This is a genomic window from Armatimonas sp., from assembly GCF_043760365.1.
Taxonomy (GTDB): Bacteria; Armatimonadota; Armatimonadia; order Armatimonadales; family Armatimonadaceae; genus Armatimonas.
This window is the reverse complement of record NZ_JAYUPA010000321.1, coordinates 1-15,988: the sequence shown is the minus strand read 5'-3', so window position 1 is coordinate 15,988 and position 15,988 is coordinate 1. Positions and strand designations below refer to the sequence as shown.

Sequence of the window (15,988 nt, the reverse complement as noted above, 5' to 3'; positions counted from 1 at the left end):
GCGGTCTTGGCGGGATTGAGCTCGTCGAGCGGGATGCGATTAAGCAGTGAGGTGAACGGAGCAAGATCGGGCGTGCTCGTGAAGCAGCTCGTGAGCGTGGTTGCGGTGCGGTCGAAGCGGTTCATCGCGGGGAAGCCGAGCGCGAGGCCGATGGTTCGGATAAAGCTGGTATGGTTGAAGAGCGTGTGGTTCACGCTGCCGCGCCGGGTGTAGGGCGAGATGCAGAGCGCCACGGTTCGGTGGCCGTCCACGTGGTCTACTCCAAACTGGGAGTCGTCCTCAATGACGAGGATCAGGGTCTCTTTCCAGAACTTTGATTTCGAGATACGCTCGACGATTCGGCCTAGTGCGAGGTCGTTGTCAGCGACGGTTGCACGGGGCGTCGGGCCACCCGCACGAGTGCCTGCGGTGTGGTCATTGGGGAGCAGAAGAATCGAGAGCTCGGGCATCTTGCCCTCTTTCTCGAACTGATCCATGTCCGTAATATACTGATCGGCGCGCCACTGGTCCGAAACCGTGGAGGGGAAGCCGATGTAGGTGGGGTGGAGCAAAGGGCGTAGCGCAGCATTGTCGGTGCCGGGCTTGATAGTGTAGCGTTTGCCGTTGTTTTGCTTGTAGTCGTCCCAGAGTGTCTTCCAGCCTGGGCGCACCGCTTTATTGGTCTCGGTGTCGGTGATAACGGGCTTGTTGACAAACTCCCCGTAGACACGAACGGACTTCTTCTTCGCCAGTGCCGCCGTCCACAGAAAGCCCGTCGGGGAGTAGGCCAGCGGGTCGCCGCCGTCGTAGGGATAGGAGCGCGAGTGCGCAGCATAGTTCTGCTCGATGTAGCCATTGCCCACGCTGGAGACGCTCCACTGGTGGCCATCTGCGGAGTTTGTGCCACTGGTGTAGGTGTTGTCTAGTAGCACAAACTGGCGGGCGAGCGCATGGTGATTCGGCGTCACTTCCTCGGGGAACACACACAGCTTGGGCTCGCCGTTGCCCTCTTTCATGTCGCCAAAAACATAGTCGTAGGTCTGGTTTTCTTTGATGATATAGACCACGTGCTTAAACACCGAAGGCTCCCCGACGCGCTCGGGCACCGGCACGGGCGCGACCCCACGCCGGGCGGGCTTCTCCGCCATGCCCCAGCGGTTGTTTTGCGCGACTACTTTCGGGTCCGCAAGAGTCGCCGCGGCAAACTGCACCAGCCCGAGGGTGCCATGAACCCCATAGGCAAGTGAGGGGCTAGTGCGCGGTGTGCGGCTCCCAAAGCCCTTGCTACTCACTACCACAAGAGTTCCCCCACTCGTGGGGACGGAGGGGGCCGCAATCGCAACTGGGTACCAGCCGGTGGGCGTGTAGCCCAGAATCTTGCCGCTGGCAACTTCGACATGCGCAATCGCATTGGCTCCGCCGCAGGCCACATAGGCCACTTTCTCATCGGTGCTGAGGGCGACTGCGGTCGGAATCTGTCCAAAGCCGGGGTCTTGCTCGGGGCGCAGAACAAAGGCACGGGTGACTTTTGCTCCTGCCACATCGAGTACCTGGAGCGTGTCGTCGTCGCTACTGGCCACGTAGAGCGTCTTGCTGTCTTTGGTGAACGCAAGGCCACTGGGTTGCCGCCCCACCTCCACTTTGCGCACCGTCAGGCTTGCCGTATCTAGCAAGGCCACACTGCCGCTCTTCGCCGCATCGGTTTTTTCGTCCACGCGCACCGCCGTCCCCGCTGAGTCCGCGCTCGCCTCACCTTTATTTGCCACGCGTCCACCCCGGCACGAGACGGCGAGTGTCTTGTCATCGGGCGAGAGGCGCAGATGATACGGCGCAGTGTCTACGAGCACCGTGCGCTCTGTCTTCCCTGTCGCGAGGTTTACGACTGCGACCACGTTGCGAATCCCCATCCCCACAAAGAGCCGCGTGCCATCGGCAGAGAGCGCTAGGCCCGTAAGCTGTGGGTCGCCGCTTGCGCGGCCCCGGCCTTGGGTTCCCGCCGCAATATCCGGATCACCCAGCGCCCCGACCGAGTCAATCGTGAGATCTTTTTCTTTCTTCCAGCCCGCCTCGGTCTTGACAATCCGGGCCACTTTCCCGCCCGCCAGTGTCGCGTAGAGCGCCTGACCACTTGGCTCCCAGACAATGCCCAGTGGCCCCGCCTCGATCCCCGTCACGTTCGCGATGACGTCACCCGCTGCGCTGTAAATCACGACCTGGTTTTGCGCCAGCACCGCCACGAGCGAGCCGTCCAGCGAGACCGCCACATCCTTGGGCCGCGATGCCCGCAGTGTCTGAAGTTTGCCCACCGGTGTCACGCGCTGGTTCGATGACACCAAAGTTGAGCCATCGGCCTGCTCGCCAATCTGCTCCACACTCCCCTGTGTCAGCCCCAGCGTCACCGCTCCTAAACTCATAACCAGCGCCAGCCCCACACCCTGTTTTCGCATTCTTGTTGCCTCTTGCCAACAGGATACCAAAAAACGGAGAGAGTTTATGAAGACTTGTGAAGCTCGCTCCAGCTTTTTTGATGTGCTTCTGCTAACTCTGCTTCAACCTCACCGAGAGTTTTATTAGGGGTGTTCCAATAGTAGCGGCCCAGACCCAGGTGGAGCAACATGGCGACGGTAAGACCAAAATAAGGGGCTATCAGGATGCCTCCTTGATGGCCTAGGTGTGTCCAAAGCACAGCCGCGATCAGCCCCAGAACCAAGCAGATGAGCCAGGCAATTTTCCAGGGCAAGCCTAGGAATGTGTAGTTCACCCAGTAGTTCGTCCAGCGCGATGATATGGGAAGCCGGGTGTTCATGGCACGTTGCCAGGCACGGATAGAGCGCCTAGGAATACAGCTTCGCAGCATCGTCTCAGGCGTGAGATCTTCGTGATTGTCAGGGTTAATTTCCAGAATAATCTGCGTGAGCGCTTGCCATATTTGTTCAGGTGACTGGTGCCGTGCATAGAGCAACGCACGAAGCCGGCTGTACTGGTTCTCCAGAATGACGATGAGATCGCCGACGTTTTTTGCTTCAAGGATTGCATTCTCATCCACTTTAAAGCGGAGGCGCTTCTCCAGTACGGGAAAAAACGACGGTGAGCCAAAGTAGAAATTGCTGGGAAAGTGTGCCTCCCAGGTAAGTAGGCGCTGGTGGCTCTCTTGCTCAATAAGCTCTATGATGCGACGGGAAAATTCGACACGATCCAGATGCGGTGCGGGGAGCCCGTCTGGCTCCCACGCAAGGGATACAGGAACCGATCTACGAAGCTGCTCTACCTCGCTTCGGGAGACATATTGGATAAAGCCTTCTTTTTGCATAAAGTCCGTGACGCATTCCTGAAAAAGGCTAGTATACTCAATATTATGTACCGAAGCGCCGCCGCTGTGCTCTGGCTCAGCGCCTCCGTTGTCCTCGGGGGGCTGATCTGGGCCAATGTGCGCGTCACGCCTCAGGTCAGCGAGCAGCGGCTGGCGGGCTACACGACGAGCCTGAAGGGGCGTAAGAAGGCGCAGATTCGTAACGCCACCCTGGCAGCACGGGTGCTCGATGGGCAGGTGATTGCTGTGGGGAAGACATTCTCCTACAACGCGGTCGTCTCCGTAAGCGATAAAGACAGCGACACGGGGTATGTCCCGGCTCCTGTCTCGGTGGAGGGGACAATGGTTTCGGCGCTGGGCGGCGGTGTCTGCCAGACGTCAACGACCCTCTACAATGCGGCGCTTCTGGCAGGGCTTAGTGTGGTGGAGCGGCACCCGCACACCATCGCCCCAAAGTACGTCCCGCCAGGCCGTGATGCCGCCGTGGCCTGGCCGGGGGTGGATCTACGGCTGCGCAACCCGCACCCGTTTCCGGTGCGCTTGCGGGCAAAAGTGGTGGGTGAGCGGCTGAGTGTCGAGGTGATGGGCGAGCGACAGCTCTTGCAGACCGTGGCGCTAGAGACCCATGTGCTCTCCGTACAGGAGCCCGGGCGGCGGAGCGTGGCGGGGCGTAGGCGGAGCAGTGCGGGAATGCCGGGGCTCCGGGTTGCCACCTACAGAACGATAGGGGGCAACCGCGAGCGCCTCTCCGACACTACTTACGCCACTCTGGACGAAGTGCTCCCCGACTAAGCCGAGACGCTCTTGCGACGCCGGGCTAGTGCCAGCCCCCCGAGCACCGCGAGCACTAGCGTGCCCGGCTCCGGGATCCGGTTCCGAGGGGGAGGAGCCGGTGCGGAGCTGAAGTTACCCGTTCCCGTGGCATTAAAATCGGCCAGGTAGCCACTGCCGTCCTGGGAGATTCGTGGTTCCACACTCGTGAACGAGACCGAAAATGTCTTGGTGGCCAAGGGCTGCGAGAAATCTAGGTAATCCGAGTCAAAATTGACAATGGAAGTGCCCGTGCTGCTCTGGGTACCACTCACATTGGCAGTCTGACCTCCCGGCTGTGCAAGCAAGTTTCCCGTCGTCAGGAAGACACGCAGAAGATCCCCGGAGTCGGCAGGAGCACCGAGCGAGGTGAAGCGCATCTCAATGTCTTTGAGGGGCTGTACGAGAAAGCTTGTGCTTGTGAAAGCGATACCAGAGCTGACAGCGGACATCGTCATCAGAGCGGGGATGCCCTGCCCGACACTGCTTCCGAAACCATTGGCTGTCTGAAACTGAAAATTGACAGCCAGCGGACTTGCGAGACCAAGCGATGCGCCGCTGTTACTGCTGTCAAACTTAAAATCAGGAATCTGAAAGGACTGAGCAAAGGTCGCAAAGAGGCTTGGGATCTGTGCCTGAGCGCTGCCTGACAGGGCTAGGACTCCCAAGCTCAGAGCGTAGGTTATTCTATTTCGTGTTGTTAAATTCATTCTTCTCTTCCCCCCAGTACACTAACTAGGACTGTTGTACCGTAGAAATGCGGGGAAGAGAATGAATTGGCTGTAAAACTAGTAATAGTGACAGTGAGGAATTTTTCTAGCGCCGCCGAATGAGCAACCCTAGAGCACCGATTCCTAATAAAAGCAAAGTAGAAGGTTCCGGGATGACAATATTGGCGGCAAACTGCCCGGTCGCATCCGCATGGAACCCGGTCAGGTAACTTGCTGTAATGCCTAGAGGAGTGTCCATTGGGTCAACGGTGATACTGTAGTTGCGCTGTGTCGTGGCTGAAAAATCAAGATACGCCGACGAGTAGGTGACGATCTGCTGGGCACCGTTATCTGTCTCCGCCAGGGTGCCGGTGAGAGCGCCTACTGCTCCCCCTAACGAACCTGTGGAGTTGATCACTGTCAGTAAGTTTCCCGTAATCGCGCCGGTTCCCACAAAGGTCATCTGGACATTTTGTAGCCGCTGAGTGACGCTAAAACCATCGGTGGTGGCGGTGGCGCTTTGCACCGAGGTAATCGTCAGGTTTGCAGGAATGTTGGTATTCATCGAGCCACTGCCGTTGGGAATAAGAAACTGAAAATTCACCGGAAGTGTGGTGGTGGTAAAGTTTGAGTTGACGCCATTGTTGATAAATTCAAAGGGCTTGGTCAGGCCGATCTGCTGGAAGTTCGCAAAGGTGACGGTCTGGGCGTGTGCGAGCGAAAAAGTGGTGGCGAGAGTGAGTCCAGCAATCGTGATGCGAAAAAGAGATTTCAAAGTAGTCTACCTGTCCCTGTACCCCACGTGGGGTTTGATATTACAGGGACAAGTAGCGCAAGAATTGTGCCAGAGTGCCTACTTGCCCGTCTGGGGTTTGTAGGTGCCGGTGCGGCTCACTTCGTCGGCTTCCGCCTCGGAGGGAATGGGGCGGCCCATGCCGGTGTAGATACTCTCGATCTCACTCTTGGCGGCGAGCGCCTCTACATTCTTGGGATCGGTTTTCAGCGCCTTGCGGAAGTCGGCGAGGGCACCACGGTACTTCACGCGCTGTCCGGCCTTGTCGTCGTCGCGCATGCGGAACATGCCTCGTTTCGAGTACGCAGCGGAGAGTGCCGTCTTGTCACCAGATTTTTCGGCATCAGCAATCTTTTTGTCGAGCTCCGGGGTCTTGGAGAGGGGGGCAAAGGGATCGGTGGCATCAGCCATCGGGTTGCCTGCCGTTGGAGCACCTGCCATTGGTGCACGAGGTGCTTCAGGAGGCGCAGCACCGTCATGGTTGTGACCATCATCTGCTGTGTGCGCTGCTGCAACCGGGGCGGGGGACTCTGGCTCGGCGGGCTTCTCGGGAGAGCAGCCCAGCAGGCTGAGCGCGGCGAGGGGGAGAAGGAAAGTATAGCGTCTCATAGTCCCTATTGTACCGTGTTGTTCCCCGACAAACGCAGCGACAGAGGCGTGGCGTCGGGGTTTTTCAGGGCTTGTGGCACGGGCAAGCACAGCGCGTTCAGCGTCGGTGGCATCATCGCCAAGCACGAGCGTGGCGAGGCGCGCTAAATTGAAGACATTAGTTTGTCCGTCTATTTGTGCGCCTTTTTGAAACTCTTCCGGGGCCATCAGGCGCGAGGAACCCCAGTTGCGGTGGGTGGCGAGCGTGAAGCTCTCGGCCTTGATGCACAAGTCCCAGTCGAAGAGCCAGATTTTTTTATTTTCGTAGTCGTAGATCAGGTTGCCTTCGTAAAAGTCCACAAGTGTCCAGCCTGCGGAGGTAATCGTGGCTAGTGCGGCACAGATCACGTGGAGCGCGGCGCGGCGCTCCGACTCGGGAAGGGCGTAGAATTTGTCGCGGGCTGCGGCGCTGCCTAGCGTCTCACCAGAGGCGAACGGGTAAATCAGAATCACGCCATCATCCACGCCGGACATCAGGAGCGAAGGGATGATGTTCTCATGCAGACCCGCTGAGGCGATTTCTGTCTCCACGGCGGCACGCTCTTGGAGGGCGTAGGGGAAAAACTTAATAAAGAGTGCGTTCGTGCGCCAGGCGCTGGTGGCACTGTCGCTCTTGGGAAACGGGCGGGCATCGGGGAGGTTGGCGGCAAGCCATGCATGTGCCGTCATCGAGAGTTAGCGGGGATCGAGCAAGACGGCGCGAAGCTCGTCACGGTAGAACGCCTGCCCCACGAGCTGGCCCTTGTTGTTCAGATCGTGTACTTCAATGACATGCCAGTGGCCCCGGCTCTCGATCAGATCATCGGCAACGTGTTTCTTGCCCTCGATCCAGAGCACACCACCTGCTCCAACTCCCTCGAAGGTGTCGGTCTGATGGCCTGCGATCCAGCCTCGGTCGTTGATCGCCGTCGCGATACCAGGGAAGAGAACCTCTGGGGATGCGCCTGGCCTCCAGCGTAGCGCACGGGTTGGAAAGCCCTCTTCCTGGTCATCGTCGGTTAGCATCGCGCTGCCCACCAGGATGCCCGCGGCATTGACTGCCGTGACGCGGCCCGTTTTACAGCGCGTCGGTAGCGGAAGCCAGGCGATCTGGTTACTCTGCCAGACCACGGGTACATCCCCGTGGGCCACATGGGCAAAACCCGCCACGCGCCCATCGGGGCAGAGCACACGTGCCTCGGCTGCATCGGCGAGCCAGCGGAAAATCGTGCCCTTCAGCACCCACGCCTGCCCGAGCGGGAGCCCCTTGCTCTGGGTCGTGCCCACCACGGTGCGGCCCTCGGCGATATCACGGGGAACCACGCGCTCGCCGGGTTGGGTCTGGATCGGGAGAGCTTCGAGCTGGCCCTTGCGCCAGAAGAGCCCGGACTTACCGTCCTCGATAGCGACTTCACCCTTGGGGTTGATGCCCCAGGCGTAGGTACCCGGTCCCGCGAGGAAGTGAACCTTGCCGCGCTCCCAGAGCGCCGCACGGTCATCGCACGCCCCGGCAATTGCCCCCGCATCGTTGATTGCCAGACGCGAGCGCAGACCGAACTTCGCGCTCGGATTCGGCCCGGAAAGATCAATCAGATGGTAGCGTGGCGGTGTCATCTCACTCTATTGTACGGCATTTCTTGCTAAAACGTGACCATATGTTTGTGCGTTTGCATCAGCGGCGCTGGCCGGTGCGCTGGAAGAGTATCTGGGCATCGCGGCGCTTTCTATCTTGTGGCCTCAGGCGCTCGTAGCTGCCGTCGGACTTGAGCTCGCGTGTCTGAACATTGTCGGCGAGTAGCGTGGCCAGAATCTTCTTGACCACATGCGCCTTGATCTTCGGATTCTCAATGGGAAAGACAACCTCCACGCGGCGATCTAAGTTGCGCTGCATCAGATCCGCACTTCCCGCGTAGAGCTCCGAGCTGCCACTGCCGCCGTTTTCGAAGTAGAAAATACGCGCGTGCTCTAAAAAACGGCCCACGATAGAGATCACACGGATATTCTCCGACCAGCCCGGCAGGCCGGGCAGCAGGCAACAGATGCCCCGAATAATCAGCTCGATTTTGACTCCCGCACGAGAGGCATCGTAGAGAAGCGCGATGATCTCCGGGTCTACCAGCGCGTTCATCTGGAAGATCAAATGCGCGGGACGGCCCGCTCTTGCGTGCTCCGTCTCCCGCTGAATACGCCGTGCGATCTCTTGCCGAAGGTTGATCGGCGCGACCAAGAGCTTGCGAAACTTGGTCTGCCGCGAGTAGCCCGTAAGATAGTTGAAGAGATCCGTGACATCCGCTCCGAGCTCCGGGTCACAGGTGAGGAGTCCTAGGTCGGTGTAGAAACGCGCCGTCGTGGCGTTGTAGTTGCCCGTTCCAAAGTGGACATAGCGCTTGATCCCGCTTGCTTCTTTGCGGACGATCAGCAGACACTTGGAGTGTGTCTTGAGCCCGATAAGCCCGTAGACCACGTGAACGCCCGCTTGCTCTAACTGCCGCGCCCAGGCGATATTATTTTGCTCATCGAAACGCGCCTTAAGCTCCACCAGAACCGCCACCTGTGTGTCCACATCACGGGAGGCGATGAGCGCGGGGATCAGCGGCGAGTTCGCACCCACGCGGTAGAGAGTTTGCTTGATTGCCAGCACATGGGGGTCTCGCGCGGCGGCCTCAACCAACGCGAGAACGGGGGCAAAAGAGTCGTAGGGATGGTGCAGGAGAATATCCCCTGCGGAGATCGCGCCAAAGATTTCCTGGCCGCTGGAGAGCGCTGCGGGCAGCCGGGGGACGTGGGGTTTGTCTTTGATATCCGGGCGATCCACTTTCATCAGCTCCATCAGCGACGAGTACCCCAGCTCGCCGCCCAGGCTTGCACCCGTCGCCACGAGGTTACGTGGGTCCATCTCCAGCCCGCCGATAAGTAGCGTGCGAATGTACTCCGGCATCGCCTCCGTCACTTCCAGGCGTGTGACAAAGCCAAAGTGGCGCTTGTTGATATCGGCCTCGATGGCGCGCAGTAAGTCCTCGGTTTCGTCTTCTTGTATCTCGATATCGGCATCGCGGGTGACCCGAAACGGATAGACTGCCACGGCCTCTAGTCCGGGAAAGAGTGTTCCGACGTGATGCGCGATGACCTCCTCAATCCAGACAAAGCGCGTCGTTTGGCCCGTGGGCACAAGGCGTGGGAATGTCGCGGGGATCTTCATTCGGGCGAAGCGCTGGCCCCGCTGGGGGTCATTGACCACGATGGCAAGGTTGAGAGATAGATTGGAGATGTGCGGGAACGGGTGCCCATGATCAACGGCAAGCGGCGTGAGTGTCGGGAAAACCTCATCCTCAAAGAAGCGAGCCAGGTAGGTTTTTTCGGTCTCGCTCAGCTCCTCGTAGCCCACGACTTCAATGCGCTGGCGCTTGAGCAGGCGTCGCAGCTCTTTCCAGCAGTCCTGCGCGAGTGCGGAGAGCCTCGCCACTTCGATGGCGATTTGATCCAGCGCCTCTATCGGTGTCAGTCCATCGGCGACGATATCCGCGATGCCTGCCGTGCGCTGGGCCTGGAGTCCAGAGACACGAATCATAAAGAATTCATCGAGGTTGTTGCCAAAAATCGAGAGAAACTTCACGCGCTCTAGCAGGGGATTGGTCTCATCCCAAGCCTCCTCCAGCACGCGCGCGTTAAAGGCAAGCCAGGAGAGCTCCCGGTTGATGTAGGGCATGCGCTCTGGCGCAAGCCTAGTTGTTTCAGTTGCTTCCGTATCCGCAGACATATCTCGCTAGTTTACCGCACCGCCGAGGGATTAAAATCCCTCGCTGCGGGTCGGCTCCGCCGATGTCCTCCGGACAAGATAAGAGGTTCTTTGGACAAGAAAATGGGTTTGCCTTCCGAATTCGTTCGTTTTGTCTTCTGTTTTCCGTCCGGAGGACGCGCCGAAGGCGTTTTTAGCGAGGGATTTCAATCCCTCGCAGTGGCTATTCCGTTTTGGCGGCGCGGTTCTCTGTGAGGCGGGCGACTCCTTCGCGGGGCGTGAGGCGACCGTCGAGCAGCTCGGCAACCGTGATGCAGACCGGGAGAAAAAGATCGTGGCGGACGGCGAGTTTTTCCACGGCTTGCGCGGTCGGGACGCCCTCCGCGACTTGGCCCAGCTCCGCAAGAATTTCCTCTAAACACTTACCCTGGCCTAGGCCATAGCCCACGCGCCAGTTGCGCGAGAGCCGCGACGCTGCCGTGGCCATGAGATCCCCGACCCCTGCTAGCCCATAGAATGTCTCTCGCTTGCCCCCCAGCGCCATTCCCAGGCGCGCCATCTCACTGAGACCACGGGTCATGAGAGCGGCTTTGGTATTATCTCCGTAGCCCAGCCCATCCGCGATACCCCCCGCGATAGCCAGGACGTTCTTCACCGCCCCGCCCACTTCGACGCCCGTTGTGTCGTCGCTGACATAGGTACGAAAGGTCGCACGGTTAAAGCGCTCCGCGATGCGCCGCGCCGCCTCGGCATCGTCGCTGGCCGCCACAGCGGCGGTGGGCACCCCGGCAGCCACTTCCCGCGCGAGGTTCGGCCCGGAGAGCGCGACCACGGGATGGCCCGGAGCGCAGCGCAGCGCCACATCGGCGGGAAGCTCTAGTGTCTCGGGGTCTATCCCTTTGGAGGCGAGAATAATATCGGCACCGAGGGCTAAAGTTGCCCGCCCTAGCACGTCATCCACAGCCGCTGAGGGCACGGCGACGACCACAAAAGTTGCTCCGGTAAGCGCTTCACTTAAGCACACTGTTGGGTGTAGATTTGCTGGCAAGAGATGCCCCGGAAGATAGCGCTTGTTCTCACGTGTCGCAAGCAACGCCGCGATCTGGCCGGGCGTACGATCCCAGAGTCGCACCACTCCCCCGTTCTCCGCCAGCAAGAGCGCCAGGGCGGTTCCCCACGAACCCGCCCCGAGTACAGCCACTTCTGATACCTCGGATAATTTCGAATGCTCAAAATTCACGCAAAGAGTGTACCGCACTCCGTAAAGCGAAGAGGAGTCTCTATATTGTAGGGAACGGGGAAGCAGTGAAGGCCATATGGGAAGCCATGGATGCAACGCGGGGAGAGGATATACAGGAGCAGGGCGTCCCGCCACTGGCAGACATTGCGCCGAGCGAAGTGGCCATGAACCGGCTCTGTGCCTCACTTGAACGTGCATATCCCAACACCGGCCTGCTACTGACTCGTAGCTTCATGACCGGAGTTGCGACTGCACTGGGAGCGACGGTTGGGCTGGCGGTGCTTCTCTGGCTGATCGGGTGGGCACTCAATGGCCTGGGCTACTTTGATCCCCTGAAGCCGATGATCTCCGCGATCCAGCGGTTTGTTCAGACGCCCTCTTCTTCGCCTACTCCCAGGCGATGAGAGCCAGTTCCTGGGGCAAGATAGCCTCAGGGTGGGAGGGAAGCACTCGCACGGAGTAGCCTTGCTGGCCGGAGTGCTCCGTGGGCAGGTGTCCCATGTAGACCCAAGCGCCACCATCGCGACCCGAGCAGGTGAGGGGGTATCCCGCAGCGTTCAGGAAGTTGCGATCGGTGTCCACTGGCCCCGTGTAGAGCTCCACCCGCACATCGCTTGGCTGGAGCGTCTCGCCCAGCCAAAGCGCGGCACGCACCAGGGCTTGTTGCCCCGCCTCTAGGTGATCGGACTCCGCCGTGACGGCTTCCAGGCGAACCTGTGGCCACTGCTGGCGCACTTTCTCTTTCCAGGCCACCAGCTCACGGGTGAGGGCGAAGTCATTCTCCGCGAGGTGGGCGGCGCGCTTGGCGGCAGGGAGGTAGTAGGTCTGCGCGTACTCGGTCACCATGCGGCGGGTGTCGTAGGTGGGGCCGAGCTTCTGCATGGACTGTTTCATCTTGGCGACCCAGCCCTGCGGAATCCCTTGCGCATCGCGGGTGTAGAAGAGCGGCGCGATCTCGTTCTCCAGCAGGTGGTAGATCGCCTGCGCCTCGACATGATCCTGGTAGCCCAGATCATCGTAGTCCTCGCCCTGGCCGATCGCCCAGCCGACACTCGCACCGTGGTCGGCGTAGGCTTCGGCCCACCACCCATCGAGAACCGAGCAGTTCAGGCCGCCGTTCATCACGACCTTCATGCCGCTGGTTCCCGATGCCTCGTAGGGACGGCGGGGGTTGTTGAGCCAGACATCCACACCCTGCACCAGCCGCCGGGCCATCGCCATGTCGTAGTCTTCCAGGAAGACGATCTTGCCCTTTACCGCGGGGTCGCGGCTGAACTGGACAATCCGGCGAATGAGCTCCTTGCCGCCATCATCGCGCGGGTGCGCCTTACCCGCGAACACAAACTGAACCGGGCGATCCGCATGATTGAGCAGGCGCTTCACACGCTCTATCTCCCGCAGGAGCAAGTCGCCGCGCTTGTAGGTGGCAAAACGGCGCGCAAAGCCGACCGTGAGCGTAGTGGGATTGAGAATATGATCGGCCTCATCCACTTCACTGTCAGACGCCCCGCGCTGCTCGGCACGTGTGCGCTGGTAGGTACGTGCCCACTGGACCAGTGTCTCACGCCGCTCGTTTTTAATGTTCCACAGCGCCTCGCTCGGGAGCAGCATCGGATCGTTGTGATGTGCCTCCAGAAGCTCGCCCATCTGACGTGAGAGAAAACTCGGGGTATGAATTCCGTTGGTGACGCTCCCAATAGGCACTTCGTCCAGCGGAAACTCCTGCCAGACCGGGTGCGCCATCTCGCGGGAGACATGCCCGTGGAGCTTCGAGACGCCGTTGATGTAGCGGGCATGGCGAAAGGCGAGCACGGCCATGTTGAACTTGCCCGGCTCCATCAGCGGTGCGCGGCCCCGGTCGAGTAGCTCGTCAAAAGAGATGCCCAGCTTCGGGGCAAACTCCCCAAAGTACTTCCAAAGCAGCTCACTTGAGAAAATATCGAAGCCCGCAGGAACGGGTGTGTGTGTCGTGAAGAGATGCGCCGCCGCCGTGGCGTTGGTCGCTTCGGCAAAGTTCAGCCCCGTTTTTTCCTGGAGCTGGCGTGCACGCTCCAGCGAGAGAAAGGCGGAGTGCCCCTCGTTCATGTGGCAGACATTTGGGGTGATGCCCAGCGCCGTCAGCGCCTGGATCCCCCCGACCCCGAGTACAAGCTCCTGCTGAATACGTGTCTCTTGATCGCCGCCGTAGAGGTTGCCAGCGATATGGCGATCCGCCTCGGCGTTCTCGGGGAGATTGGTATCCAGCAGATAGAGCGGGATGCGGCCCACTTGCGCCTTCCAGATCGCGACATGCACCGTCCGGCCCGGAAAGCCGACCTGGATCTTCTTGCCTGTCGGCTCGATAGGCAGCGTGTAGAAGTCGTTGGTGGGGTAGTGCTCCACTTGCCAGCCATCGGCGTTCAGGCTCTGGCGAAAGTAGCCGTTCTGGTAGAGAAAGCCCACGGCCACAAGCGGTAAGTTAATATCCGATGCCGCTTTTAAGTGATCGCCTGCCAGCACCCCGAGGCCACCGGAGTAGATCGGTAGGCTCTCGGTAAGGCCAAACTCGGCGGAGAAATAAGCGACGGTTCCTAGGCCTTGCCAGCGCGGGTCGGCGGGGGCGTTTTTATAGGCGCTGAAGTCTGCCCAGACCGCATCCAACTGCGCTAGAAACGCGGGGCTCTGGGCCAGAGTATCGTATTGGGACTGCGGCACCCGCCCGATCAGCTTGACGGGGTTGTGGTCACACGCCTTCCAGAGCGCCTCACCACCCAACGCGATAAAGAGAGCACGTGTGTCGGGGTGCCAGGCCCAGCGCAGGTTGTGGGCAAGCTCCCGTAGAGGCGTGAGGCGCTCCGGGAGCCGGGGAGTGACGGTGTAGGTATGAAGTGTTCGAGGCACAGGTAAGTCCTTTCGATGTCGCGATTCAGGTTAAAGTATCGGACACATCGTCGGGTCGGCACCAGTATACCTGTATTATTTTTTTGCGCGGCGGTGGTACTCATAGAAGCTGATGAGTTTCTGGTTTTCTTCGTCCCAGAGGTGCATGTTCAGCGACTTGAGGCTGTGTAAAAATGTCAGCGGCTTGACACTTTGCATCGCCGGGACTTCATCGTAGCAGCGCTGGAGGTTGTAGTTGGGGATACGGGGGCGCAGGTGGTGGATATGATGCAGACCGATATTGCCGGTGAACCACTGCACAAGCTTGGGGAGCTTGTAGTAGGAGCTGCCCTGGAGCGCTGCCTGGATCGGGTTCCACTCATCATGGTGGGCCCACGATGTCCCCTCGAATTGATGCTGGACATAGAACATCCACACGCCAATGGTCGCGGCGGTGATCATCACGGGGAGCTGGATCATCAGGTAGTTCTGAAAACCCATCGCCAGGCTTAAGAGTGTCGCGATCACGACAAGGCCCATGTTGGTGTAGAGCGTGCTGAGCTGCTCGCGCTTGGTCACGCCCCGGTGGGGGAAGCGGTTGCCAATCAGAAACATAAACGCCGGGCCAAAGGTGAACATGAAGATCGGCGTCCGGTAGACCTGGTAGAGGAAACGGTTGAAGGGCGTGGTCGCCTTGAACTCGTCCACTGTCATGGTCCACACATCACCCACACCGCGCCGGTCCTGGTCACCCGCTGTCGCATGGTGACGTGCATGGGGCCGTCGCCAGTCCTCAAAGGCAGTGAAGACGAGCATCCCGGTCAGGTAGCCAAAGAACTTATTGGCCTTCGCCGACGCAAAGAACGACTCGTGGCCGCAGTCGTGGAAGAAGATAAAAACGCGGATCAGCAGGCAGCCTGCCAGCAGTGCAATGGGGAAGACAAAGCCATAGGAGATCCCATGAGTGAGCATCCAGCCCATTACCGCCCAGAGCCCTGCGTAGGGAATCAGCGTGTTGAGAAGCTGACGGACAGCGCGGTAAGTGCTCGGTTTTTCATACTCAGAAAGACTGCGGTACCAGGCAGGGAGAGGCGGACGTTTCGATTTATTGATGGTAGGTGATAGTGACAAAAGAGCAGACCTCTAGTGAGGGTGTAGACTGTCCTTATTATGCCATAAAAAATAAACAACAGCATAGGACCTTCGTCCCATGCTGTTAAAATTATTGATGGTAGTTATAAGGATGGACGGTACAGGGATCGAACCTGTGACCTTCTCCGTGTCAGGGAGACGCGCTACCGCTGCGCCAACCGTCCGTGCGGGAGGTATTCTATCGCGCCCATATGCGTTCGTCAAGACGCAAATTAAAAATGTCGCCTTGGATCAGTCCCCCGCCAGAAATGCGCCTCTGGTGTGATGCACAGCGAGCACAACATCCTCATCGCCGAGAAACACACTGACCACATCGAAGCGCAGGGAGATGTCTTCGTCGAGCAAGCCGTGGCGGGCGGCGTAGGTGTTGGCAAGCCGTGCGAGCTGGCGGCGCTTGGCCTGCGTGATATTTTCCGAGGGAGCCACCCGGCCCGGTCGCCCTCGCCGAGTCTTGACTTCGATAAAGGCCAGCGTCTCCCCGTCCCAGGCGATAATGTCCAGCTCGCCCTTGATGCCTGATTTTGGCCCAAACTGGACATTCTTATCTATGAGCCGCAGCCCACGGCGCTCTAAGTAGGCGATTGCCGCCTCTTCTCCCAGCGTGCCCACGGCGCGGGTGCTGCTCATAACGACACCACGTAGAGTTGATCCGCGCGTATGAGGATGTGTTTTCGGTCTGGAGAGATGTTGAAATGGGTGGTGACGGGGAGGTTGGCAGCCATGATTGTTGGGGCCGCACCGTTAAAGGGGATGCGCCTGAGCTCGACAGTAT

General features: G+C 59.6%; 13 protein-coding genes and 1 tRNA gene. 2 read left to right on the top strand and 12 right to left on the bottom strand.

Features of this window, described 5'->3' with window-relative positions; translation table 11 throughout:
- Positions 1–2,426 (bottom strand): bifunctional YncE family protein/alkaline phosphatase family protein (locus ACH2EH_RS07755; protein WP_395140492.1); only part of this gene is annotated, 2,426 nt, incomplete at its 3' end.
- A 44-nt stretch (positions 2,427–2,470) separates the two neighbouring features.
- Positions 2,471–3,289 carry a hypothetical protein gene (locus tag ACH2EH_RS07750; RefSeq protein WP_395140490.1) on the bottom strand — a complete coding sequence of 273 codons (819 nt, stop codon included), beginning with the start codon at positions 3,287–3,289 and terminating at the stop codon, positions 2,471–2,473.
- Positions 3,290–3,334: 45 nt separating this feature from the next.
- Here ACH2EH_RS07750 and ACH2EH_RS07745 point away from each other — a divergent pair, with 45 nt between their 5' ends.
- The gene (locus ACH2EH_RS07745) at positions 3,335–4,081 is read left to right on the top strand and encodes a VanW family protein (RefSeq protein WP_395140488.1); all 747 of its coding nucleotides are present in this window, start codon (positions 3,335–3,337) and stop codon (positions 4,079–4,081) included.
- Here ACH2EH_RS07745 and ACH2EH_RS07740 read toward each other — a convergent pair.
- The 6 genes from ACH2EH_RS07740 to ACH2EH_RS07715 form a co-directional block, all read right to left on the bottom strand.
- Positions 4,078–4,809 carry a PEP-CTERM sorting domain-containing protein gene (locus tag ACH2EH_RS07740; RefSeq protein ID WP_395140486.1) on the bottom strand — a complete coding sequence of 244 codons (732 nt, stop codon included), beginning with the start codon at positions 4,807–4,809 and terminating at the stop codon, positions 4,078–4,080. The genes ACH2EH_RS07745 and ACH2EH_RS07740 overlap by 4 nt on opposite strands.
- A gap of 106 nt (positions 4,810–4,915) precedes the next feature.
- A complete protein-coding gene (locus ACH2EH_RS07735) occupies positions 4,916–5,584 on the bottom strand; it encodes a PEP-CTERM sorting domain-containing protein (protein ID WP_395140484.1) in 669 nt (222 codons plus the stop codon).
- A gap of 78 nt (positions 5,585–5,662) precedes the next feature.
- Positions 5,663–6,919: a hypothetical protein gene (locus tag ACH2EH_RS07730; protein WP_395140482.1), complete on the bottom strand. Its 1,257-nt coding sequence runs from the start codon at positions 6,917–6,919 to the stop codon at positions 5,663–5,665.
- A 6-nt stretch (positions 6,920–6,925) separates the two neighbouring features.
- Positions 6,926–7,843, bottom strand: a complete 918-nt coding sequence (locus ACH2EH_RS07725; RefSeq protein ID WP_395140480.1) for a hypothetical protein — start codon at positions 7,841–7,843, stop codon at positions 6,926–6,928.
- Between the two features lie 58 nt (positions 7,844–7,901).
- Positions 7,902–9,986 carry a polyphosphate kinase 1 gene (ppk1, locus tag ACH2EH_RS07720; RefSeq protein ID WP_395140478.1) on the bottom strand — a complete coding sequence of 695 codons (2,085 nt, stop codon included), beginning with the start codon at positions 9,984–9,986 and terminating at the stop codon, positions 7,902–7,904.
- 202 nt (positions 9,987–10,188) lie between these two features.
- On the bottom strand, positions 10,189–11,205 hold the full coding sequence (locus ACH2EH_RS07715; protein WP_395140477.1) for an NAD(P)H-dependent glycerol-3-phosphate dehydrogenase: 1,017 nt from the start codon (positions 11,203–11,205) through the stop codon (positions 10,189–10,191).
- 86 nt (positions 11,206–11,291) lie between these two features.
- Here ACH2EH_RS07715 and ACH2EH_RS07710 point away from each other — a divergent pair, with 86 nt between their 5' ends.
- Positions 11,292–11,609 carry a hypothetical protein gene (locus tag ACH2EH_RS07710; RefSeq protein WP_395140475.1) on the top strand — a complete coding sequence of 106 codons (318 nt, stop codon included), beginning with the start codon at positions 11,292–11,294 and terminating at the stop codon, positions 11,607–11,609.
- Here the strand turns inward: ACH2EH_RS07710 and glgP are convergent.
- The 4 genes from glgP to ACH2EH_RS07690 all read right to left on the bottom strand — a co-directional run bounded on the left by glgP (position 11,593) and on the right by ACH2EH_RS07690 (position 15,843).
- Positions 11,593–14,085 (bottom strand): alpha-glucan family phosphorylase, encoded by a 2,493-nt coding sequence (gene glgP / locus ACH2EH_RS07705; protein WP_395140473.1) that lies wholly within the window; start codon positions 14,083–14,085, stop codon positions 11,593–11,595. The genes ACH2EH_RS07710 and glgP overlap by 17 nt on opposite strands.
- A gap of 75 nt (positions 14,086–14,160) precedes the next feature.
- Complete coding sequence (locus tag ACH2EH_RS07700; RefSeq protein WP_395140471.1) at positions 14,161–15,195, bottom strand: fatty acid desaturase; 1,035 nt, start codon at positions 15,193–15,195, stop codon at positions 14,161–14,163.
- Positions 15,196–15,308: 113 nt separating this feature from the next.
- Positions 15,309–15,380, bottom strand: a tRNA-Val gene (locus ACH2EH_RS07695).
- Between the two features lie 67 nt (positions 15,381–15,447).
- The gene (locus tag ACH2EH_RS07690; RefSeq protein WP_395140469.1) at positions 15,448–15,843 is read right to left on the bottom strand and encodes a YraN family protein; all 396 of its coding nucleotides are present in this window, start codon (positions 15,841–15,843) and stop codon (positions 15,448–15,450) included.
- Between the last annotated feature and the right edge of the window lie 145 nt (positions 15,844–15,988).